The organism is Allobosea sp., assembly GCF_048595345.1.
GTDB lineage: Bacteria > Pseudomonadota > Alphaproteobacteria > Rhizobiales > Beijerinckiaceae > Allobosea.
Window position 1 is genome coordinate 1 of record NZ_JBMDWH010000021.1, and the last position, 21,325, is coordinate 21,325.

Annotated in this window: 22 protein-coding genes; 15 read left to right on the forward strand and 7 right to left on the reverse strand. The window is 66.9% G+C overall.

Annotated features, from left to right (window positions below; all coding sequences use genetic code 11):
* From ACOJTB_RS03245 to gmk, 8 genes are all read left to right on the forward strand, one after another.
* Positions 1–342: hypothetical protein (locus tag ACOJTB_RS03245; RefSeq protein WP_420101085.1), on the forward strand; the 342-nt coding region annotated here is incomplete at its 5' end.
* A 48-nt stretch (positions 343–390) separates the two neighbouring features.
* Positions 391–1,335 (forward strand): ACP S-malonyltransferase, encoded by a 945-nt coding sequence (fabD, locus tag ACOJTB_RS03250; RefSeq protein ID WP_420101086.1) that lies wholly within the window; start codon positions 391–393, stop codon positions 1,333–1,335.
* Between the two features lie 53 nt (positions 1,336–1,388).
* Positions 1,389–2,126, forward strand: a complete 738-nt coding sequence (fabG, locus tag ACOJTB_RS03255; protein WP_420101087.1) for a 3-oxoacyl-[acyl-carrier-protein] reductase — start codon at positions 1,389–1,391, stop codon at positions 2,124–2,126.
* A 259-nt stretch (positions 2,127–2,385) separates the two neighbouring features.
* Positions 2,386–2,622, forward strand: coding sequence for an acyl carrier protein (locus ACOJTB_RS03260; RefSeq protein ID WP_076438249.1), 237 nt, complete (start codon positions 2,386–2,388; stop codon positions 2,620–2,622).
* A gap of 46 nt (positions 2,623–2,668) precedes the next feature.
* Entirely contained in the window at positions 2,669–3,940 is a 1,272-nt protein-coding gene (gene fabF, locus ACOJTB_RS03265; RefSeq protein WP_420101104.1) for a beta-ketoacyl-ACP synthase II, read from the forward strand.
* Positions 3,941–4,156: 216 nt separating this feature from the next.
* Positions 4,157–5,497: an endolytic transglycosylase MltG gene (gene mltG, locus ACOJTB_RS03270; RefSeq protein WP_420101088.1), complete on the forward strand. Its 1,341-nt coding sequence runs from the start codon at positions 4,157–4,159 to the stop codon at positions 5,495–5,497.
* 541 nt (positions 5,498–6,038) lie between these two features.
* Positions 6,039–6,917, forward strand: a complete 879-nt coding sequence (locus ACOJTB_RS03275) for a YicC/YloC family endoribonuclease (RefSeq protein ID WP_420101089.1) — start codon at positions 6,039–6,041, stop codon at positions 6,915–6,917.
* Positions 6,918–6,922: 5 nt separating this feature from the next.
* The gene (gmk, locus tag ACOJTB_RS03280; RefSeq protein WP_420101090.1) at positions 6,923–7,573 is read left to right on the forward strand and encodes a guanylate kinase; all 651 of its coding nucleotides are present in this window, start codon (positions 6,923–6,925) and stop codon (positions 7,571–7,573) included.
* A 3-nt stretch (positions 7,574–7,576) separates the two neighbouring features.
* Here the strand turns inward: gmk and rsmA are convergent, their stop codons facing one another.
* The 5 genes from rsmA to lptF are packed head-to-tail and all read right to left on the reverse strand — an operon-like array spanning position 7,577 to position 14,379.
* A complete protein-coding gene (gene rsmA / locus ACOJTB_RS03285; RefSeq protein WP_420101091.1) occupies positions 7,577–8,428 on the reverse strand; it encodes a 16S rRNA (adenine(1518)-N(6)/adenine(1519)-N(6))-dimethyltransferase RsmA in 852 nt (283 codons plus the stop codon).
* Positions 8,425–9,438, reverse strand: coding sequence for a 4-hydroxythreonine-4-phosphate dehydrogenase PdxA (gene pdxA, locus ACOJTB_RS03290; protein WP_420101092.1), 1,014 nt, complete (start codon positions 9,436–9,438; stop codon positions 8,425–8,427). Before pdxA ends, rsmA begins: the two co-directional genes overlap by 4 nt.
* Positions 9,439–9,486: 48 nt before the next feature.
* Positions 9,487–12,042, reverse strand: coding sequence for an LPS-assembly protein LptD (locus ACOJTB_RS03295; protein ID WP_420101093.1), 2,556 nt, complete (start codon positions 12,040–12,042; stop codon positions 9,487–9,489).
* Positions 12,043–12,091: 49 nt separating this feature from the next.
* Positions 12,092–13,186, reverse strand: a complete 1,095-nt coding sequence (lptG, locus tag ACOJTB_RS03300; protein WP_420101094.1) for an LPS export ABC transporter permease LptG — start codon at positions 13,184–13,186, stop codon at positions 12,092–12,094.
* Positions 13,186–14,379 carry an LPS export ABC transporter permease LptF gene (lptF, locus tag ACOJTB_RS03305; protein ID WP_420101095.1) on the reverse strand — a complete coding sequence of 398 codons (1,194 nt, stop codon included), beginning with the start codon at positions 14,377–14,379 and terminating at the stop codon, positions 13,186–13,188. The genes lptG and lptF overlap by 1 nt, the downstream gene beginning before the upstream one ends.
* A gap of 155 nt (positions 14,380–14,534) precedes the next feature.
* Here lptF and ACOJTB_RS03310 point away from each other — a divergent pair, with 155 nt between their 5' ends.
* From ACOJTB_RS03310 to ACOJTB_RS03325, 4 genes are all read left to right on the forward strand, one after another.
* Positions 14,535–16,028, forward strand: a complete 1,494-nt coding sequence (locus ACOJTB_RS03310; RefSeq protein ID WP_420101096.1) for a leucyl aminopeptidase — start codon at positions 14,535–14,537, stop codon at positions 16,026–16,028.
* 125 nt (positions 16,029–16,153) lie between these two features.
* Complete coding sequence (locus tag ACOJTB_RS03315) at positions 16,154–16,606, forward strand: DNA polymerase III subunit chi (RefSeq protein ID WP_420101105.1); 453 nt, start codon at positions 16,154–16,156, stop codon at positions 16,604–16,606.
* Entirely contained in the window at positions 16,603–17,097 is a 495-nt protein-coding gene (locus ACOJTB_RS03320; protein WP_420101097.1) for a hypothetical protein, read from the forward strand. The genes ACOJTB_RS03315 and ACOJTB_RS03320 overlap by 4 nt, the downstream gene beginning before the upstream one ends.
* A gap of 28 nt (positions 17,098–17,125) precedes the next feature.
* Positions 17,126–17,368 carry a hypothetical protein gene (locus ACOJTB_RS03325; RefSeq protein ID WP_420101098.1) on the forward strand — a complete coding sequence of 81 codons (243 nt, stop codon included), beginning with the start codon at positions 17,126–17,128 and terminating at the stop codon, positions 17,366–17,368.
* A 16-nt stretch (positions 17,369–17,384) separates the two neighbouring features.
* Here ACOJTB_RS03325 and ACOJTB_RS03330 read toward each other — a convergent pair whose 3' ends face one another.
* Both ACOJTB_RS03330 and ACOJTB_RS03335 read right to left on the reverse strand, forming a co-directional pair.
* Positions 17,385–17,675, reverse strand: coding sequence for a DUF1330 domain-containing protein (locus ACOJTB_RS03330; protein ID WP_420101099.1), 291 nt, complete (start codon positions 17,673–17,675; stop codon positions 17,385–17,387).
* 73 nt (positions 17,676–17,748) lie between these two features.
* Positions 17,749–19,623: an ABC-F family ATP-binding cassette domain-containing protein gene (locus ACOJTB_RS03335; RefSeq protein WP_420101100.1), complete on the reverse strand. Its 1,875-nt coding sequence runs from the start codon at positions 19,621–19,623 to the stop codon at positions 17,749–17,751.
* A 153-nt stretch (positions 19,624–19,776) separates the two neighbouring features.
* Between ACOJTB_RS03335 and ACOJTB_RS03340 the strand changes: the two genes are divergently transcribed.
* The 3 genes from ACOJTB_RS03340 to ACOJTB_RS03350 all read left to right on the forward strand — a co-directional run.
* Positions 19,777–19,899, forward strand: coding sequence for a hypothetical protein (locus ACOJTB_RS03340; RefSeq protein ID WP_420101101.1), 123 nt, complete (start codon positions 19,777–19,779; stop codon positions 19,897–19,899).
* Between the two features lie 73 nt (positions 19,900–19,972).
* Complete coding sequence (gene coaD, locus ACOJTB_RS03345; protein ID WP_420101102.1) at positions 19,973–20,473, forward strand: pantetheine-phosphate adenylyltransferase; 501 nt, start codon at positions 19,973–19,975, stop codon at positions 20,471–20,473.
* A gap of 255 nt (positions 20,474–20,728) precedes the next feature.
* Positions 20,729–21,325 (forward strand): aminoacyl--tRNA ligase-related protein (locus ACOJTB_RS03350; protein WP_420101103.1); only part of this gene is annotated, 597 nt, incomplete at its 3' end.

Below are 21,325 nucleotides of genomic sequence, written 5' to 3' on the forward strand. Positions count from 1 at the left end.
TTCGACCTGCTGCGCGCTGACATCCTGCCGCGCGAGCAGCACATGCTCGTACAATGCCATTTGAGAGTTGGCCTTTCTGTTTCACCCTGCTTCGCCCGGCGCGGAGCCCTCCGAGCCCTGGAACAGGCCCGACAGGATTTCATCGAAGGCGGAGACACGGGATGCCGGCTTCATCGAAGCCTTGCGCGCGGCCCAAAAGCCCACGCGCCATCCGTTCAGCCTCCGGCCGAACAAGCAGGAAGCGGTCGATACAGGGCCGATGCCGCCATGGCAACCGAAAACTGGCGGCCTCGTGCCGATTCTCGCGCCATGCTGCTTGACTTGCGGGTCAAACCGTTGTGACAGCCGCGTCACATTTAACGACGTATTAACGAGCGGGCGAGCCTTCCCATGACGACAGCCTTCATCTTCCCGGGCCAGGGGTCGCAGTCCGTCGGCATGGGCAAGAGCCTGGCCGAGGCCTTCCCGGTGGCGCGTGCGGTGTTCGAGGAGGTCGATGCCGCCCTGTCCCAGAAGCTTTCGGCCCTCATGTGGGAAGGGCCGGCCGAGGAGCTGACCCTCACCGCCAACGCCCAGCCGGCGCTGATGGCGGTGAGTCTGGCGGTGGTGCGCGTGCTCGAGAGCGAGGCCGGGCTCGATCTGAAGCGCGACGCCGCCTTCGTCGCTGGCCATTCCTTGGGCGAGTATTCGGCGCTGGCCGCGGCCGGCACCTTCTCGATTAGCGATGCGGCGCGCCTGCTGCGGATTCGCGGCGATGCGATGCAGAAGGCCGTTCCGGCCGGGCAGGGCGCCATGGCGGCCCTGCTCGGCGCGGAACTGGACCTCGCCCGCGAGATCGCGGCCGCCTCGGCGCAGGGCGAGGTCTGTGAGGCGGCCAATGACAATGGGGGCGGGCAGGTGGTGCTGTCCGGCGCAAAGGCTGCGATCGACCGGGCGATCGCGCTCGCCGGCGAGCGCGGCGTCAAGCGCGCGATGCTGCTGCCGGTCTCCGCTCCCTTCCATTGCGCCCTGATGCAGCCGGCCGCCGAGGCGATGCGCGAGGCGCTGGGCCAGGTCGCGATGCAGGCGCCCGTCGTGCCGGTGATGGCCAATGTCGGCGCGGCGCCGCTGGCCGATCCCGACGCGATCCGCGCCTCGCTCGTGGCGCAGGTCACCGGCACGGTGCGCTGGCGCGAATGCGTGCAGGCGATGGCGGCGGCCGGCGTCGGCGATTTCGTCGAGCTGGGCAGCGGCAAGGTGCTCGCCGGGCTGGTGAAGCGGATCGCTGCCGGCACGACGCAGGTTTCGGTCGGGACGGCCGAGGATATCGCGGCCTGGAAGGCTCGCGGCGCCTGAGGCGCAAGCCCATGGCAGAACAAGCGGCAGAATGCCGAGCAAAGGGAGCGAACATGTTTGATCTGACCGGCCGCAAGGCCCTGGTCACCGGCGCGACCGGTGGCCTCGGCGGGGCGATCGCCCGCACGCTTCACGCGCAGGGCGCGAGCGTCGCCTTGTCCGGCACGCGCGCCGAGGCGCTGGAGGCGCTGGCGGCGGAGCTGGGCGAGCGCGTCGCCATCGTGCCCTGCAATCTCTCCGACAAGGATTCGGTGGAGGCGCTGGTGCCGGCCGCCGAGGAGAAGCTGGGCGGGCTGGACCTCCTGGTGAACAATGCCGGCATCACCCGCGACAACCTGTTCATGCGCCTCAAGGACGAGGATTGGGACAGTGTGCTGGCGGTGAACCTCACCGCCGCCTTCCGGCTGACGCGCGCGGCGGTGAAGTCGATGATGCGCCGGCGCTATGGCCGAATCGTCTCGATCGGCTCCGTCGTCGGCACCACCGGCAATCCGGGGCAGGGCAACTATGCTGCCGCCAAGGCCGGCCTGATCGGCATGTCGAAGGCGCTGGCCGCCGAGGTGGCGAGCCGGAACATCACCGTCAACGTCGTCGCGCCGGGCTTCATCGAGTCACCCATGACGCAGGCGCTCAACGAGAAGCAGCGCGAGGGAATCCTGGCCGACGTCCCGATGGGCCGACTGGGTGCGGGGGCCGACATCGCCGCCGCCGTCGCCTATCTGGCGAGCGAGGAAGCCGGCTACGTGACCGGGCAGACGCTGCACGTCAACGGCGGAATGGCCCGTATCTGAGGCCGTTACAGGCATTTCCGGAAGGTCTTGGCCAAGCTGCGCGCCACTCTCGCCTCTGCCGACACGGTATGATAACGAGAGCCGTCGCGCTGCCTTTCCGGCGGCCGGGGGCTTGACGAGAACCCGGTTGTTGCGTTTGTGCAGGCTTCTCATCGTTCCGCGATCGCGCCTCGTTCCGATGGCGCGGTCGGCTGAATGCAAATTCCCAGATGCGCGTCGCGGCCCCGCGATGCGTTTTCAGTTTCTAAGGAAGAGACTCATGAGCGATGTTGCCGAGCGCGTGAAGAAGATCGTGGTCGAGCACCTCGGCGTCGAGCCCGAGAAGGTCATCGACAGCGCGAACTTCATCGAGGACCTGGGCGCGGACAGCCTGGACACCGTCGAGCTCGTGATGGCCTTCGAGGAAGAGTTCGGCGTCGAGATCCCCGACGATGCGGCCGAGACGATCGTGACGGTCGGCGATGCCGTGAAGTTCCTCTCGTCCAAGACCGCCTGAGCGGCTTCGCCGCCGGCAGGACGCCATGGCTTCCCGTAGCATCTCCCTGCGGCGCGTCGTCGTGACCGGGCTCGGCATGGTGACGCCGCTCGGCTGCGGCGTCGAGCCGACCTGGTCTCGTCTCCTGGCCGGTGCCAGCGGCGCCGGCCCCATCACCAGCTTCGACGCCAGCGATCTGCCGGCGCGGATCGCCTGCAACATCCCCCGGGGTGACGGCAGCGACGGGACCTTCGATCCCGACCAGTGGATGGAGCCCAAGGAGCAGCGCAAGGTCGACGACTTCATCGTCTTCGCGATGGCCGCGGCCACGCAGGCGCTGAAGGATGCCGGGTGGAAGCCGGAAAGCCATGAGGACCAGATCCGGACCGGCGTCGCCATAGGCTCCGGCATCGGTGGTCTGGGCGGCATCTACGAAGCCTCGATCCTGCTCAAGGAGCGGGGTCCGCGGCGGCTGTCGCCCTTCTTCATTCCCGGCCGCCTGAGCAATCTGGCGGCTGGCTACGTCTCGATCGAACATGGGCTGAAAGGCCCCAACCACGCGGTCGTCACCGCCTGCTCGACCGGCGCGCACGCCATCGGCGACGCTTCGCGCATGATCGCGCTGGGCGATGCCGAGGTCATGGTCGCGGGCGGCACCGAATCGGCGATCAACCGCATCGGCATCGCCGGGTTCTGCGCCTGCCGGGCGCTCTCCACCGGTTTCAACGACACGCCCGAGAAAGCCTCGCGTCCCTATGACAAGGACCGCGACGGCTTCGTCATGGGCGAGGGCGCGGGCGTCGTCGTGCTCGAGGAACTCGAGCACGCGCTGGCGCGCGGGGCTCGCATCTATGCCGAAGTCGTCGGCTACGGCATGTCGGGCGACGCCTATCACATCACCTCGCCCTCCGAGGATGGCGACGGTGCCTATCGCTGCATGTCGGCGGCACTGGAGCGCGCCGGCATCACGGCGGCGGATCTCGATTACATCAACGCGCATGGCACCTCGACGCCGCTGGGCGACGAGATTGAACTGCGTGCGGTCGAGCGGCTGCTGGCCAATGCGCCCAAGCGGCCCTCCATGTCCTCCACCAAATCGGCGACGGGCCATCTGCTGGGCGCCGCCGGGGCGATCGAGGCGATCTTCACCGTGCTGGCGATCCGCGATCAGGTCGCGCCGCCGACGATCAATCTCGACAATCCTTCCGTCGAGACGCAGATCGACCTCGTGCCCCACAAGCCGCGCCAGCGCGAGATCGACTATGCGCTGTCGAACTCGTTCGGCTTCGGCGGCACCAACGCTTCGCTCGTGCTGCGGCGCTATCACCCCGAGGGGTGAGGCGCCGGCTGCGGGCGTCCCGCTGCCCGTGAGGCTGTCCACAGCGCCGTTTCGCCATATTTCCGGCTAAAGTGCCCGCTGGTGAGACCCGTCGCGCGATTTTGCGTTTTCAGACGGGGCCAAACCGGCTCTAATGGCCGGTGTCGCGTGCCCGTACCGTTTCGGCGGCCGGCGCGCCGAGATGTAGTGTCCTTGAGTCCTGCGAGCGCCACGATTGTGAACGATACGCCCCGCGTCGCCCCCAAGAGTCCGAGCGAGGCGCTGAAGCCGGTGGCGCCGCCGGCGCCGCCGCCCAAGGCGCGCCGCCGCCGTCGCAGCCCGTTCCTCTCCATGCTGAGCGGGCTTTTCACGCTCGCGCTGATCGGTGCCGGCCTGGCCGGAGCCGGAATCGCCCTCGTCTCGAGTCAGAGCAAGGCGCCGGGGCCGCTGGCCAGCGACCGGGTGCTGATCATTCCCAAGGAGAGCGGGCTCACCGAGATCGCCGAACTGCTGCAGCGTGAGGGGCTGATCGAGCATCCGCTGACCTTCCGCATTTCGGCGGTCATGAATGGCGACTGGCACAAGCTGCAGGCCGGCGAGTATCTCTTCAAGGCGCGGGTCAGCCCGCAGGAGATCCTGGACATCATCTCCAGCGGCAAGGTGGTGGAGCACTCCGTGACCATCCCCGAGGGGCTGACCAGCGAGCAGATCGTCGAGCGGCTGCGCAACAACGATCTGCTCAGCGGCGAGATCAACCAGGTGCCGAAGGAGGGCTCGATCCTGCCCGACACCTATCGCTTCCCGCGCGGCTTCACGCGGCGCGCGATCCTGGAGCGCATGGCGCGCGACCAGAGCACGGTGCTGGCGCGGATCTGGGAGAAGCGACCGGCCGATCTGCCGATCAAGACGCCGCAGGAACTGGTGATCCTGGCCTCGATCGTCGAGAAGGAGACCGGGCGGGCCGATGAGCGGCCGCGCGTGGCAGGCGTCTTCATCAACCGGCTGAACCGCAAGATGAAGCTGCAATCGGACCCGACGATCGTCTACGGCATCGTCGGCGGAAAGGGCACGCTCGGCCGGCCGATCCAGCGCAGCGAGATCACCGAGCCGACGGCCTACAACACCTATGTCATTCCCGGCCTGCCGCCCGGCCCGATCGCCAATCCCGGCCGCGCGGCGATGGAGGCCGTGGTCAATCATTCGCGCACGAAGGAGCTGTACTTCGTCGCGGATGGCAGCGGCGGCCATGTCTTCGCCGAGACGCTGGAGCAGCACAACCGCAATGTCGGCCGCTGGCGTCAGATCGAGTCCACACGCAGCCAGCAGGGCGGCAAGCCGCCGGCGGACGCCATCGACAAGGTCGAGCCGCCGGCCGCGCCCGACAACCGCACCGAGGCGCCGGCCACGACCCAGCCGGCCGTCGATGGCGGCGCGCTGCCCGTGGCGCAGCCGGCGGGCGGTGTCGCGGGCACGCGGGCGCGCGCCTTCGACGCCTCGGAAGGGACCGCGCGCGACCCGCTGCTGAACAAGACCTTCGACCTCAATTCACCAAAGCAGGTGCCGCAGCTGAAGCCGTAGTTCGGAGGCTCTCGTTTGACAAAAGGCGTAAATAGGTTTTTCAGCAAGAAGATCGAGAGTTCGCTCTGGGCAAACTGGATTTTCTCAGTGTTGCTCATCTCTATAACAAGTTTATGTGCTATTTTTTCGATCAGACTGGACATTTCTTTTATTGTTAATCGCGTTCCTTTGCCCGAAACGCTGATAAAAAGTGATTTTTATGTATTTTCTCTTGTTGTGATTGTATTTATATTGATGGCTTTATTGTCTATTGTTCCTGTTACGTATATATCTTTTAGGCGGTGTTTCCTCAATTTATCAATTACAATGCTCGATAAATTATTGTTTTTATTGAATATCTGTGGCGCCATTATAGCGCTGAATTCTATTCATACAGGGGTTTACATCATAAAAGACATGAATTTCGTGCTGCTGTTTTTTTCGATCGTGTTTTTCGCTTTGCGATGCGTCGATTTTCGATGGCCAGCTACGGAGGGCTGTTGCGGCGAGTGAAAAGTGCCATAAGCGCACGATCCGGGCTAACGCAGCACTGAGAGATTTCATGGCCATCGAGAGCATGACGGGCTTTGCTCGCGCGGCGGGGACCGCCGGCATCCATGGCTGGGCCTGGGAGATCCGCAGCGTCAATGGACGCGGGCTCGATCTGCGCGTGCGCGTCCCGCCCGGTTTCGAGGTTTTGGCGGAGGCGGCGCGCAAACGGCTGGCCGGCGGCTTCGCGCGCGGCACGCTGCACGTCAATCTCGCCGTGACCAGCGATGCCGGCCCGCCGCGCCCGCGCGTCAACGAGGCGGTGCTGGCAGCGCTGCTGGAGGCGATCGGCAAGCTGCCGGCGAGCGGCATCGCACCGCCGAGCTATGACGGGCTGCTCGGCATTCGCGGGGTCGTCGATTATGCGGAGGAGGGGCAGGACGCGCTCTCGGCCGTGGAGGCGCCCGCGCTAGCCGGGCTGGAGCAGGCCGCGCTCGCGCTGAAGGAGGCCCGCGCCAGCGAGGGCCGCGCACTCGAAGCGATTCTTCGGGGCCATCTCGACACCATTGCGCGGCTGACGCGCGAGGCCGAAAGCCACCCGGCGCGCAGCAACGACGCCATCCGCGCCCGGCTCGCAGCCCAAGTCGAGGCGCTGCTCGGCGCCGCCAATGGGCTCGACCCGCAGCGCCTGCACCAGGAGGCGGCGCTGCTCGCGGTGCGGGCCGATATCCGGGAGGAGATCGACCGGCTGCATGCCCATGTCGCCGCCTTGCGCGACTTGCTGGAGAAGGGCGGGCCGATCGGCCGCAAGCTGGATTTCCTGGCCCAGGAATTCGGCCGGGAGGCCTCGACGCTCTGCGCCAAGGCGAATGGTCCGGGCCTGTCGCGCATCGGCCTCGATCTGCGCACGGTCGTCGACCAGATGCGCGAACAGGTTCAGAACGTGGAGTGAGCGGCATGGCCGAGTCGACCCGCCCGGCCCGCCGCGGCCTCATCATGATCATGTCGTCGCCGTCGGGTGCCGGCAAATCGACCCTGACCCGCACCCTGTCGAAATCGCCGAGCGAGACCAATCTCGATTTGTCGATTTCCGTCACGACGCGGGCAAGGCGCCCCTCCGAGATCGACGGGGTGCATTATCACTTCATCGACCGCGCCAGCTTCGACACCATGCGCGAGCGCGACGAATTGCTCGAATGGGCCGAGGTCCATGGCAATGGCTACGGCACGCCGCGCAAGCCGGTGGAGCAGTCGCTGAAGGCGGGCCGCGACGTGCTGTTCGACATCGACTGGCAGGGCACCCAGCAGATCCTGGAAAAGGCGCGGGAGGACGTCGTCTCGATCTTCATCCTGCCGCCCTCCATGGCCGAGCTGCGCTCGCGCCTGGTGCGCCGGGCCGAGGATGCGCCGGACGTCATCGCCAAGCGTCTCGCCAATGCGCGCGAGGAGATCGCCCGCTGGACCGTGTACGACTACGTCATCGTCAATGACGATCTGGAGAAGGCCTATGAGGCGGTGCGCTCGATCCTCGCCGCCGAGCGGCTGAAGCGCAGCCGTGCCACCGGCATGGGCGCCTTCGTGGACAAACTGCTCGGCGAGCAGCTTTGAGCCTCAGCCTGGCGCGCCGCCCAGCGCGTTGGCGAGCCTGACAAAGCCTGAGACCGGCACCTCTTCGGCCCTTGCGGTCTCGTCGAGGCCGGCGGCGGCGATGATGCCCGCCGGCTCCGGCGTCACAGCCTTGAGGCTCTGGCGCAGCATCTTCCGGCGCTGGCCGAAGGCGGCGAGCGTCACACGCTCCAGCAGGCGCCGGTCACAGGGCTCCGGGTCGGCACGCGGCACCATATGCACGACCGACGAGGTGATCTTCGGCGGCGGCACGAAGGCGCCGCGCGGCACGTCGAACAGGATCTTCGTCTCGCAGCGCCAATTGGCGAGCACCGCCAGCCGGCCGTAATCGGCGCGCTGCTCGGGCGTGGCGACGATGCGCTCGGCGACCTCCCGCTGGAACATCAGCGTCAGCGAGCGCCACCAGGACGGCCAGGGCTCCAAACTCAGCCAGCCGACGAGCAAAGGCGTGCCGATATTGTAGGGCAGGTTGGCGACGATGCGGGCGGGGACATCGCCGATGGCGCCGCGCAGATCGACGGCGAGCGCGTCGCCGTCGATGACCTCGAGGCGGCCGGGATAATGGGCCGCGATCTCCGCCAGCGCCGGCAGGCAGCGCCGATCGCGCTCGATCGCGACCACCCGCTCGGCGCCGGCCGCCAGCAGCGCCCGGGTCAGCCCGCCGGGGCCGGGGCCGATCTCGACCACGGTCTCGCCTGGCTGGAACCCGGCGGAGCGAGCGATGCGGCTCGTCAGGTTGAGGTCGAAGAGGAAGTTCTGGCCCAGCGACTTCTGCGCCATCAGCCCATGCCGGTCCACGATCTCGCGCAGGGGCGGCAGGGTGTCGATCTGGCTCATGGTGTGGCTCCCGGCCGCGCCATGCGGGCGGCGAGCTTCAGCGCGGCGCACAGACTGTCCGGCCGCGCGATCCCGCGCCCGGCGATATCGAAGGCCGTGCCGTGGTCGGGCGAGGTGCGGATGAAGGGCAAGCCGAGCGTCACGTTGACGCCTTCGTCGAAGGCGAGCGTCTTGATTGGGATCAGCGCCTGATCGTGATACATGCAGATCGCCGCGTCATAACCCGCCCGCGCGCGCTCATGGAACATCGTGTCGGCGGGCAGCGGGCCGCGGGCATCGATGCCTTCTTGGCGCAAGGCCTCGATCGCGGGCCGCACGATCGCCTCGTCCTCGCCCCCCATGGCGCCGTTTTCGCCCGCATGCGGGTTGAGCCCCGCGACCGCCAGACGGGGCGCGGCGACGCCGAAGCGCTCGCGCAGAGCAGCGGCGGCGATGCGGGCGGTCTCGACGATCAGCTCCGTCGTGAGCAGGGCCGGGACGCGCGCCAGAGCCACATGGATGGTGACGGGCACCACCGCCAGCGCCTCGCTCCACAGCATCATGACAGGCAGCTTCTCGACCCCATCCCGCGCCGCCAGATGGGCCAGATATTCGGTATGGCCCGGGTGGCGGAAACTCGCCTGGTAGAGCACCGATTTCGCGATCGGATTGGTGACAACGGCCGAGGCCTGTCCGTTCATCACCGCCGCGACGGCCGCGTCGATCGAGGCGATAGTGCCTCCTGCGGTCGCCGGGTTGGGGGTTGCCGGCTCGGCGAGCGGTGCGCCGGTGCCTGAGGGAACGACTGGCAAAGCCTGCGCAAAGCAGCTGTCGACATCGTCCCAGCCGCAGATCCGCATCGGCACCGACCAGCCGAGATGACGGGCTACGAGAGCGAGCTGGTCAGGGTCGGCGATGCAGCCGAAAGCCGGCAGGCCGCGCTCCTCGCGCTCGAGCCAGGCCCCGAGGGTCAGCTCGGGGCCGATCCCGGCGGGGTCGCCTTGTGTCAGGGCGAGAGGCAGGGCTGACACGTGCGCACTCCGCGATGGGCAGGCGGCCGAGCCCGGTGCGGCATCAGCTCAGTTGCTGACGCCGTCGGCGCCGCTGGTGCCGCTCAGGTTCTGCGAATAGCTCAGCTCGCCCAGCGTGCGCAGTTCGAGCTTGAACATGACGGTGCGCGTGTCCTTGGTCGAGCCCGAATAGCGGTCGGCGTAGCTCTGCGAATAGCTGACGTCGAAGATCGTGCATTCGTCGGTGTAGTTGAGGCCGAGCGAGGTCGACGCGGTCTGGAACGGCCCCGAGGTCGGGTAGTTCGCGATGGTCTGCGTGCCCGCGGCCAGCGCCGAACGCCAGAGCTCGCGATCGTATTTGTACTTGTCGAGATCGAACAGCACGCCGGCGCGGATGCGCCAGTTCTGCACGACCTGCAGCGAGCCGTTCAGAGACAGGCCTTCGCGCCGGCGCGAGATGCCGAGATCAGGCTGCGGCTCGTAGCGGGCATAGCCGATCGAACCCGAGACGAAGCTGTTCGAATAGGCCGCGGCTGCATCGATGCGCTGCATCTCGAAATTGCTCTGGTTGAGCCGCGTCGAGCCGGTGAGGAAGAAGCCGCGCATGGGCGAAATCTGGGCCCGGGCGACATAGTCGGAGCTGCGCGTGTCGAGGCCCGAATTCAACCCGACATTGATGAGGTCGCCGGTCGCATAGGAGTTGCGGCCCGCCAACTGGTAGGACTGGCCGAGCAGCACGTTGGCGAAGGCCTCCTTGCCGAAGCGGCCGGTATAGAGCGCGCCGATATTGGCACGGGTGCCACCCTCAAGCCGGTCGTAACCGGAGAACTTGCCGTTCCATTCGAACAGGTTGTTCACGTCGAAGACGAGGCTCTGCGAATCCTCGTTGGCGACGCGCAGGCTGTTGGTCTCGTTGGGCCGGGCGACGATCTGCGCCACCGGCTCGATGATGTGCGTGCCCCAATCGGTCTTGGCGACGAAGGGGTAGCGATACATCAGCCCGATCGACGGCATGGCCCGGCCGAACACCTCGTTCGAGGGATCGGCAATGCTGGCCACGCGCGAATTGATCACGCCGTTGAGGTCCGGATTGACCGCGAAGATATCCGCCCGCAGCGAGGCATAGGGCGTCCAGATCTGGCCGAGCGGGTCGATCACGTTGCGCCGCCATGCGGCCTGGACGGAGGCCCGCGAAACGTTGCCGGCGATGCCGCGAACGAGGCAGGTACTCTTCTGGTAGACGGCGCAGCCGTCATAGATCGAATAGCCGAGTCCCGCGCTGGTGGTGCCGGATATCAGAGTGGTTTTCTGCTGCGGCAGCTCGCTGAACGCGGCAGTGTCGCGGCTCAGGCTCGTGACGTTGACGTTGAAATCGAACTCGCCGCCGAGCCCCATGAAGGAGGGCTTATGGACGCGCTTGTCGTAGTCGATCACCGGCAGCACGACCGGCTGCTGCTTCTGCCAGTCCTGATAGTTCAGCGGCTGGAAGTAATAGCCGCGCATATCGAACCACGCGGTCGAACTCTGGCCGTTGAGATAGGCGGTGGAGATCGATTCCTGGAGATAGGTGGTTGTGCTGAATGCCTCGTTGCGGATCCGGTAGTTCTTGTAGAACCAGCGGTCCGTCGACATCGAGGCGTTCCAGCCGAAATTCCAGTTCTGATTGATGTAGAACTTGCCGCTGGTTTCCACCGAGCCGCGAAAATCCTTGTCTCCCGCGCCCAGCGGGCTGGCGAGGAAGGCGCTCTTGTCCTGCTGGAAGATGCCCGAGGCACGAACGACATAGGAGCCGTTGACCAGCCGGTGCCGCCATTCGGCCTGGCCGAGCACGCCTTGCCGGCTGAGCACGGTCGGCGTGAGCGTGAGGTCGTAATTAGGGGCCAGGTTGATGAAATAGGGCAGGCCGACGCCGTAACCGAGCGCCGACGTGTTGACGAAGCGCGGGGCGAGGAAGCCGGTCTTGCGCTTCACCGTCGAGTCCGGGCCCGACATATAGGGAATGTAGGCGATCGGAATGCCGGCGAATTCCAGCCGCGCATCCTCGTAATAGATCGTCTGCTCGGACTTCTTGTGGATGATGCGCGTGGCGCGCACCTGCCAGAGCGGCGGCCGCTCCGGCTTGTCCTTGCAGGGCTCGCAGGCGGTGTAGATGCCCTTCTCGAAAATGAAGGTTTCGCCGTCGGTGCGCTCGGCGCGCGGGGCGGTGAAGCGCGTCTTGTCCGGGTTCACCACCCGCAGCGAATCGATGAAGCCGTCCCGGAAATCGTCGGTGAGGTTGAAGCGCTCGCCGGTGATGACCGTGCCGTTCGATTCGACGATGCGGGCGTTGCCGACGGCGAGCACGCGCTTGGTGCCCTGGTCGTAGACGACCCGGTCGGCCTCGATGGTGCGGCCCTGATAGAGAATCTGAACGTTGCCGACGGCGGCGACGGTTTTCTTGTCGTTGTCGTAGACGAGCTCGCGCGCGTCGACGACCATCCGGTCCTGGGGCTTGGCGTTTGCGGGAGTCGCGGCCGCAGGCGTGCCGAGGCTGGGCTTGCCCTGCGCGAGGGCCGCTCCCGCCAGCAACACGGCTAGGCTGGAGGCGAGAGCGGTCGCCGCAGCAAATCGCGCAACCCCCTTCACGCCTCGATCCATCCGCTCAACCCAAAATTAACCATAGGCACAGTACGTTTTACCCGTCTTCCTGATGGAGGAGGGCGAGCGCTCCCAGCATCGTTCCCAATGCTGCGGGCAGCCACGCCGCAATGACCGGATTGACGATTCCCGACGATCCGAGCTCCTCCGACAGCTGCGTCGCCACATAGAGCACGAAGCCGGCTGCGACGCCACCTATCACCAGTTTGGTCACGCCACCAAACCGGAAAAATCTTAAAGAAACGGATGCGGCCACCAGGACCATGGCGATCAGCAGCAGCGGTCTCGCCATAAGTGACTGATATTTCAGCTCATATCGGGTCGTATCGAGACCCGCGCGCTTGGTCCGCTCGATCGCGGCGGGCATCGACCAGAACCCCACCGCCTCGGGCGGCGTGAAGCTCTGGCGCATCTGCTCCGGCTCCAGATTGGTGGCGAGCTGGAAGCTGCCGACATTGCGCGGTTCGCGGGCCGCAGAGATGATCCTGGCGTCCAGGAGGTCCCAGTGGCCGGGCTTCAGGAAAGCCTGCCGGGCGTCGATTCGATCCTTGAAGGACCCGTCCTGATTGAAGTTGAAGATCGCGACCTGCGACAATCCGTCCTCGTCCGGCAAGGCGCCTGCGGCGCGGATGATCGCCATGCCGTCGGCGCTGCGCTGACGCAGCCAGATTTCGGGGATGGCGGTGCTCGTCGTGCTGCCGGCCCGCACGAACAGCCGCGTCTCCAGCGCGGTCGCCCGGCGCTTCAGCTCCGCCGCGACGGGATTGTAAACGGTGATCGAGATCAGCCCGATGACGCCGGCCACGACGGCGGCCGGCTGCAGGAACTGCCAGGCCGAGACGCCGACCGAGCGGGCGACGACGAGCTCCAGCTTCCGGCTCAGGGTCAGCAGAGCGAACATGCCGCCGAAAAGCGCGGCGAAGGGGAAGATCTGCTCGGCCACGCTGGGCACCCGGTAGAGCGCCAGGGTGATGATGCGCGGCGTCGTGGCGATGGGCGAATCGCCCGCACGGCGCATCAGCTCGACGAAATCGAGCGTGCCGATGAGGAAGAAGAAGGTGCCGAAGACGCTGATGATCGCGCGCGCGAAGCGCAGGGTCAGATAGCGGCCGAGAGTCGTGAAGAGCAGCATCAGGCGCGCCTCAGCCGGGCCAGGAGGGCGAAGAGCGGGTCGGTCAGCGGGGCGCTGAGCCGTCCCAGCAACGGCCGCAGCCTGTCGCCGTGATAGATGAAGGCGATCGAGAGAAGGATCGCCCCGATCGGCAGGATGTAGAGCAGGGCCGCGGCGAAGGGCGAGCGCACGCTCGCGGTCCAGGCGGCATAGGCGCCGATGCGGACCGCGCCGACGATCAGGATCGCCGACTGGATCGCGAGCGCCCGGCCCTGGCGGGTGGTGCGGGCCTCGCCGATGGCGGCGAAGGCGATGAGCATGAAGGCGAAGGGATAGAGCGGCGCCGAGAGGCGGTTGTGCAGTTCGGCTCGGAAGCGCCCTTCCTGAATCTTGTAATAGGGCTCGTCCGTGTTTTGCCGCAGCAATTCGACGGTGGAGCGCTCGCGCGGCTTGTAGATCACCTTGTCGCCATCGCCTTCTCCGGGGCCGCCGCTGGGGTCGCCCGTGAGCGCCGAGAGGTTCAGCGCGTAGCGCTCGAAGGAGATGATGGAGGTGGTGTTGGTGTTCTTGGCCTCCCGCTGGATGGTGCCCTTTTCCAGCATCAGGAAGCTCTGGCCCTCGGCCTCCACCGTGCGGCCGCGCTCTGCGAGATAGATCGAGGGCTGGGTGGGATCGCGCCGATCCTGCATGAAGATGCCGATCAGCGCATCGCCGGCCTTTTCCCGGTAATGGAAGGTCACGCCGGAATCAAGCGAGACGAACTGGCCTTCCTTGACCACATTGGCCACGAAATCGGCGCGGATCAGCGTGATCAGGTCGCGCAGGGTGCGTAAGCGCGCCGGCATGACCGAGATCGTCATCCAGGCGACCAGCAGCGAGGTCACGATCGAGAGCGTGAGGAAGGGGCGGGTGACCCGGTGCGGCGGCACGCCCGCGGCGTTCATCACGATCAGCTCGGAATCGCCGTTGAGCTTGTTCAGCGTGTAGAGCGTGGACATGAACAGCGCGACGGGCGCGATGCCCGCGATCAGCGCCGGCAGCGAAAGCAGCGTCACGGTGAGGAAGATGAGGACCGTCTGGCCCTTGCCGGTGATCAGATCGACCTCGCGCAGCGCCTGGGTCACCCAGATCACGCCGGTCAGGCCCAGCAGGAGCACGACGGCGGCGCCCGCGGCGATCTTCAGAATGTAGCGGTCGAGGCGATTGAGCAGCACGCTTCGCATTTCCGGAGGGTCGGGAACCGGGGCCCCCGCGGTGGTTGGACGAGATCACCCTATGGTATAGGCGGCATCATGGCGCAAACGGGAATCGTTTGCGGCAGCTTCCAGAGGGCGTGCGAACGTCCATGTCGCGGGATTGTGAGCCCATCATGTCGCAACGCCTCAAGCTCGAAATCAAGGCCCTGGACGGTGTCGAGGGGCGGGATCTGGTGATCTTCGTCGGAGAGGGACTGGTGCCGGCGCGGATCGTCTCCGATCTCGCAGGGGAGGGCGCGGCGGCGCTGGTCGCGCGGGCCGCGGCGGCGGAGAATTTCAAGGGCAAGGCCCTTTCCGCGCTGGCCGTCCCGGCGCCGGACGGGGCCGATTACGGGAGGCTCATCGCCGTCGGGATCGGCGCCGATGCCGAGCGGGCCGAGCTCGATTTCGTGAAACTGGGCGGCGCGGTCGCCGGGCGGCTGAGCCCCGGGCGCGAGGCCGACATCCTGCTCGTGCTGCCGGACGGCGCCGTCGAGCCTGCTCAGGCGGCCGATCTGGCGCTGGGCCTCATCCTGCGCAGCTACCGCTTCGACCGCTACAAGACCAAGACGAAGGACAAGGATGCCGCCGATCCGCTGAAGGCGACGCTGCGGGTGGAGAGTCCGGGCGCCGTCAAGAAAGCGATCAAGCGGGCCGATGCGGTGGCGGCCGGCGTGCTGCTGGCGCGCGAACTCGTGAACGAGCCGCCGAACGTGCTCTATCCGGAGGAGTTCGCCGAGCGGGCGCAGAAGCTGGAGAAGCTCGGCGTCGAGGTCGAGGTTCTCGGCGAAAAGGAGCTCAGGAAGATCGGCATGCGCGCCTTGCTCGGCGTCGGCCAGGGCTCGCGCCGGGAAAGCCGCGTCGTGGTGATGCGCTGGAACGGTGCCGGCAAGCATGACGAGCCGGTCGCCTTCGTCGGCAAGGGCGTGACCTTCGACACCGGCGGCATCTCGCTGAAGCCCGGGGCCGGCATGGAGGACATGAAGGGCGACATGGCGGGCGCCGCCTGCGTCACCGGGCTGATGATGGCGCTCGCCGGCCGCAAGGCCAAGGTCAACGCCATCGGCGTCATCGGCCTCGTCGAGAACATGCCGGACGGCAACGCCCAGCGGCCGGGCGACATCGTCGAGTCCCTGTCAGGCCAGACCATCGAGATCATCAATACCGACGCCGAAGGCCGGCTCGTTCTCGCGGACGTGCTCTGGTACACGCAGGATCGCTTCAAGCCGCGCTTCATGATCGACCTGGCGACGCTGACCGGCGCCATCCTCGTGGCACTGGCGCAGGAGCACGCCGGGCTCTTCACCAACAGTAACGAGCTGTCCGAGCGCCTGTCGGCGGCCGGCACCGCCACGGGCGAGACGGTGTGGCGGATGCCGCTCGGCAAGGCCTATGATAAGATGATCGATTCCCGATTCGCCGACATGAAGAACTCGGCCGGCCGCCATGCCGGCTCGATCACCGCCGCGCAGTTCCTGCAGCGGCATGTGGGCGAGACGCCCTGGGCGCATCTCGACATCGCCGGCACCGGCATGGGCGCCAAGGACAGCGAGATCAACCGCTCCTGGGGCCCGGGCTGGGGCGTGCGCCTGCTCGACCGGCTGGTGGCGGATCATTACGAGGGGTGAGGGTCTGATGGCGCCCTTTCCCAATTCGCAACTCCGCTACCGGCAGTCGGCAATAGGCAGTCGCCAGTCGTATGGGGTTTGGCCGCGGAGCCCGACTGCCGATTGCCCATTGCCGATTGCCCCAAATGGCTGAAATCCTGTTCTTTCACCTCCAGTCGCGCCCGCTCGAGCAGGTGCTGCCGACGATTCTCGACCGGGCGCTGTCGCGCGGGCAGAAGGTCGTCGTTGAGGTGGCGAGCCAGGAGCGGCTGAACGTGCTCGACGATCACCTGTGGACCTATTCCGGTGAGAGCTTCCTGCCCCATGTCACCGATCTGGAGGCGGACGCCGCGCAGAATCCGGTGGTGCTGACGACGCAGGCGCATAATCCCAACGGTGCGCAGGTGCGGATCTGCGCAGACGGCATTCGCATTCCGGACGCAATGCAGGATTACGAGCGCATCGTCCTGATCTTCGACGGAGACGATCCCGAGGCGCTCGCCGCCGCGCGGGAAGACTGGAAAAAAGCGAAAGCCTCGGGCCAGGCCGCCAGCTACTGGCAGCAGGATGAGGCCGGTCGCTGGGAGAAAAAAGCGTGAGACTGCCGGTTATGCTCGCTTGCACGGTCGCCCTCTGCGGCTGCTCGGTGGATATGGGCGGTTTCGCCTTCCAGTCCGAAACCAAGGGCGGGGTCACCACGACCAAGACAGCGAGCGTCAGCGCCGGCATCTCAACGCGCGAGCCCGTGCTGACCCCCGAGGGCGATTGCAGCGTGGGGGCCTCGCTCGACCCTTCGACGCGCCCATTGCCGAGGGAGGTCGCGCCCGGCATCACCGAATGCGAGCTGGTCAAGCTCAAGGGCAAGGCGCCGACCGACGTCCTGATCGGCGAGAGCGGCAAGGGCCAGCGCGAGGTGCAGGTGCTCTATTCGGAGCCCGGCGGGCGCGAGCTTTATCTGTTCACCGACAACCGGCTGGGGCGGATCGTCAGGCCGGGTGCGGCCGAAGCGCCGGCTCCAGGTCCAGCGGCGTTGCCTCAGGTGCCCGCCGGGCCGATGCCCGCCGCGCCCACGCCCGCGACGCCCTCCTGATCAACGGAGATCGCCCGTGACGTGCCGCATGGCCGCTCTCATCGTCCTGCTGGCCGTGTCGGCTTCCGCGACCGGCGCCTCCGCCGCGGGCTCCTGCCGCCCGACGCGGGACGGCAAGGACCGTGTCGAGAATCCGGGTGTTTGTCCCAGCGGCTATGTCGCGCGTGGCGCCTGCTGCGAATCCATCCGCGCCATGGCGCCCTCCGCCGTGCAGACGGCCTGCCCGGCGGGGATGATGCAGCGGCTCGGCACCTGCGTGCCGCGTCAATAGCGCCTGACGCGCGCGATCACACGCCTTCGACGATGCGCAAATCGCGCTCGGCACCGCCTGCCATCGCCGCCAGCGCCTCCTGATAGGCCGGGCTGTCATGGGTCGCCTTGGCCTGCTCGACCGAATCGAACTCGATCAGCACCGTGCGCTGGTTCAGCCCGGCCTCATAGGTCTGGGCCGGCATGCCGCGCGCCAGGAAACGCCCGCCGCCGGCCGTGATCGCGGGGCCGGCCAGCTTGGCATAGGCGGCGAGCGCGTCGGGGTTGCTGACGGAGCGGTAAATCGAGACCCAATAGGCTTTGGCCATGACGTCAATCCTCTGCTGAGGCGCGGGACTGTAGCGAAATCGGCGGGCGTGTCACGTGAGCCATCGAGGCGCCTCACGCCCCTTCCAGCTCCTCGCCGAGCAGGAGCCATTCCTCTTCGGTCGCCGCCAGCGCCGCCTCCAGATCCGCTCGCTGACGCGAGAGCTGGAGCGCCTTGTCGGGCTCGCGGGCGAAGGCGCCGTTGGCGAGCGCGGCATCGACCTTCTCGATCAGCCCGTTGAGCTTGGCCATGCGCGCCTCGGCGAGGTTGAGCTTCTGCTTCAGCGGCCCCAGCGCGACGCGCTTGCCGGCCGCTTCCTTGCGCTCCTCGGTCTTCGGCCGGGCCGCGCCCGGCTCGGGGGCCGGCTTGCCGCGCTTCTCGGCCTTGGCGGCGCCCAGCACATAGGTGCGGTAATCGTCCATGTCGCCGTCGAACGTCTTCACCGTCCCGCCGGAGACGATCCAGAGCCGGTCTGCGCAGGCCTCGATCAGGAAGCGGTCATGGCTCACCAGCATGACGGCGCCCGGATAATCGTTGATGGCGTTGACCAGCGCGGTGCGGCTGTCGATATCGAGATGGTTGGTCGGCTCGTCGAGAATGAGCAGATGCGGGCCATGGAAGGTCGCGAGCCCGAGCATCAGCCGCGCCTTCTCGCCGCCCGAGAGCAGCTTGACCGGCGTGTCGGCCTTGCTGGCTGGAAAGCCGATCTGCGCGGCCTTGGACCTCACCTTCGCCTCCGGCGCGTCCGGCATCAGGTCGCGCAGATGGCCGACGGGCGTGTCCTCGATGCGCAGTTCGTCGAGCTGGTGCTGGGCGAAATAGGCGGTTTCCAGCTTGCTCGACTTCGTCATCTCGCCCGACATCGGCGGCAGGCGCCCGCCGATCAGCTTGCAGAAGGTCGATTTGCCGTTGCCGTTGGAGCCGAGCAGAGCGATGCGATCATCCGGCGCGATGCTGAGATTGAGCCGGGACAGCACCTTGCGCTCGCCATAGCCGGCGGCGGCATCCTCCAGCACGATCATCGGCGGCGAGAGCGGCTTTTCCGGCCCCGGGAAGGTGAAGGGCTGCACATCGCGATCGACGATCGCGGCGATGGTCTGCCTCTTCTCCAGCCGCTTGACGCGGGACTGGGCCTGACGCGCCTTGGTGGCCTTGGCCTTGAAGCGGTCGACGAAGGACTGGAGATGCTTGCGCTCCGCGTCCTGCTTCTCCTTGGCGCGGGCGAGCTGCATCTGCTTTTCGGCGCGCTGCTTCTCGAAGGACGAATAGGTGCCGCGATAGAGCGTCAGCTTGCCCTGGTCGAGATGCAGGATGTGGTCGACCGAGGTGTCCAGCAATTCGCGATCATGGCTGATCACGATCACGGTGTGCGGGTAGCGCTCCAGGTAATCGTAGAGCCAGAGCGTGCCTTCCAGATCGAGATAGTTGGTCGGCTCGTCGAGCAGCAGCAGGTCGGGCTCGGAGAACAGCACCGCCGCGAGCGCGACGCGCATGCGCCAACCGCCGGAAAAATCGGAGCAGGGGCGCTGCTGCGCCGCTTCGTCGAAGCCGAGGCCGTGAAGCACCATCGCGGCGCGCGCCGGCGCCGAATGGGCGCCGATATCGGCCAGCCGCGTACCGATCTCGGCGATGCGGTTGGGATCGGTCGCGGTTTCGGCTTCCTGCATCAGCGCCATGCGCTCGGTGTCGGCCGCGAGCACCACCTCGATCAGGCTTTCGGGCCCCCCCGGCGCCTCCTGCGCCACGCCGCCGATCCTGCGGCCGCGTGGCAGCGAAACCGTGCCGCTCTCGGTGCCGAGATCGCCGGTCACGATCTTGAACAGGGTGGTCTTGCCGGTGCCGTTGCGGCCGACGAAGCCGACCCGCGCGCCATCGGGAATGGCCGCGCCGGTGTGGTCGAGCAGAAGGCGCTCGCCCAGGCGATAGGTGATGTCGTTCAGCGTGAGCATGGCGCGGATGTGGGGCCATCCGCGCGAAAAGGCAATCGAAACCGGAACTTGCCGGCACCTGTCACGTTTTGGTCACGATCTCGCCCAGCGATGGCCCGGTGAGGCCGTCACCCAAGGGAACCGAAGAACAAACCGATTCGCCGGGGCATTCCGATGAAGAGCCGCCAGCCTTACGTCTATACCCGCCGCCTCTCCGTTGCGGCACCGCTGCTGATCTGCCTGTCGATCCTCGCCGGCAGTGCCGCCGCCCTGGCCGCGATCGTCCCTCTGGGCTGAGAGTACCTTCGGCGCGCCTCGCAGCCGCGGCCGACCCTTGCGGGCACCGGCGTGCCTCGCTAACGCTTTGCGCATGAGCCGCATCGCCTTCTACGCCGGGTCGTTCGACCCCGTCACGAACGGGCATCTCGACGTGATCGCCGGCGCCTGCCGCCTGTGCGATCATCTCGTGCTGGCCATCGGCATCCATCCCGGAAAGACGCCGATCTTCCCGGCCGAGGAGCGGGCGCGGCTGCTGCGCGAGGTGGCGACGCCACTTGCTGCCAGCGAAAATGCGACGGTCGATGTCATCACCTTCGACAATCTCGCCGTCTGGGCGGCGCGCGATGCCGGCGCGACCCTGTTTATCCGCGGCCTGCGCGACGGCTCGGATCTCGACTATGAAATGCAGCTCTGCGGTATGAACCGGACGATGGAAGGCTCGATCCAGACCGTGTTCCTGCCGGCCTCGATCGGCGTGCGCCACATCACCGCGACGCTGGTGCGCCAGATCGCCAGCATGGGCGGCGACGTGACGCCCTTCGTGCCGGGGGTGGTGGCGCAGGCGCTGACGGCGAAATTCGCCAAGGGGTGAGAACCTCGTCCAGGTTGCACTGAACCGCACCGTCATCCCGGGCCTGCCCCGGGATCCATCGAAGGGCGCTGAGCTCTACGATGGATCCCGGAGTTCCGCTTCGCTGCATCCGGGATGACAGGGCGTTCCCTGAAACTCTCAGCTCACCCGCTCCCGCCGCATTTGCATTTGCATTTTCGCCCTAGCGATGGTGTTGCTGGCATTGAGTGACTCGGGCCTCGAGCCCGTTGCGTCTGTTCTTCGACAGGTTCCCCGATGCGTCTTTCTCGTTATTTCATGCCGATCCTGCGCGACACGCCCAAGGAGGCGGAGATCGTCTCGCACCGGCTGATGCTGCGCGCAGGCATGATCCGGCAGGAATCGGCCGGCATCTATGCCTGGCTGCCGCTGGGCCTGCGGGTGCTGGACAAGATCTGCAAGGTCGTTCGCGAGGAGCAGAACCGCTCCGGCGCCGTCGAGATCCTGATGCCGACGATCCAGTCGGCCGATCTGTGGCGCGAGAGCGGGCGCTACGAGGCCTATGGCAAGGAGATGCTGCGCATCAAGGACCGGCATGACCGGGAGATGCTCTACGGGCCGACCAACGAGGAGATGGTCACCGGGATCGTGCGGTCCTACATCAAGTCCTACAAGGACTTGCCGCTCAATCTCTACCACATTCAGTGGAAGTTCCGCGACGAGGTGCGCCCCCGCTTCGGCGTGATGCGGGGTCGCGAATTCCTGATGAAGGACGCCTATTCCTTCGATCTCGACAAGGAGGCGGCGCGCCACGCCTATAACCGCATGTTCACCGCCTATCTGCGGACTTTCGCGCGGCTCGGCCTGAAGGCGATCCCGATGAAGGCCGATACC

Bases quoted from the DNA above. Each gene is read 5' to 3' on its own strand.
- ACOJTB_RS03335 (WP_420101100.1), bottom strand. From the start codon at position 19,623: ATGCTCACGCTGAACGACATCACCTATCGCCTGGGCGAGCGCCTTCTG.
- ACOJTB_RS03260 (WP_076438249.1), top strand. From the start codon at position 2,386: ATGAGCGATGTTGCCGAGCGCGTGAAGAAGATCGTGGTCGAGCACCTC.
- fabG (WP_420101087.1), top strand. From the start codon at position 1,389: ATGTTTGATCTGACCGGCCGCAAGGCCCTGGTCACCGGCGCGACCGGT.
- ACOJTB_RS03275 (WP_420101089.1), top strand. From the start codon at position 6,039: ATGGCCATCGAGAGCATGACGGGCTTTGCTCGCGCGGCGGGGACCGCC.
- rsmA (WP_420101091.1), bottom strand. From the start codon at position 8,428: ATGAGCCAGATCGACACCCTGCCGCCCCTGCGCGAGATCGTGGACCGG.
- ACOJTB_RS03330 (WP_420101099.1), bottom strand. From the start codon at position 17,675: ATGGCCAAAGCCTATTGGGTCTCGATTTACCGCTCCGTCAGCAACCCC.
- fabD (WP_420101086.1), top strand. From the start codon at position 391: ATGACGACAGCCTTCATCTTCCCGGGCCAGGGGTCGCAGTCCGTCGGC.
- lptG (WP_420101094.1), bottom strand. From the start codon at position 13,186: ATGCTGCTCTTCACGACTCTCGGCCGCTATCTGACCCTGCGCTTCGCG.
- ACOJTB_RS03310 (WP_420101096.1), top strand. From the start codon at position 14,535: ATGTCGCAACGCCTCAAGCTCGAAATCAAGGCCCTGGACGGTGTCGAG.
- ACOJTB_RS03315 (WP_420101105.1), top strand. From the start codon at position 16,154: ATGGCTGAAATCCTGTTCTTTCACCTCCAGTCGCGCCCGCTCGAGCAG.
- coaD (WP_420101102.1), top strand. From the start codon at position 19,973: ATGAGCCGCATCGCCTTCTACGCCGGGTCGTTCGACCCCGTCACGAAC.
- ACOJTB_RS03325 (WP_420101098.1), top strand. From the start codon at position 17,126: ATGGCCGCTCTCATCGTCCTGCTGGCCGTGTCGGCTTCCGCGACCGGC.
- gmk (WP_420101090.1), top strand. From the start codon at position 6,923: ATGGCCGAGTCGACCCGCCCGGCCCGCCGCGGCCTCATCATGATCATG.
- ACOJTB_RS03340 (WP_420101101.1), top strand. From the start codon at position 19,777: ATGAAGAGCCGCCAGCCTTACGTCTATACCCGCCGCCTCTCCGTTGCG.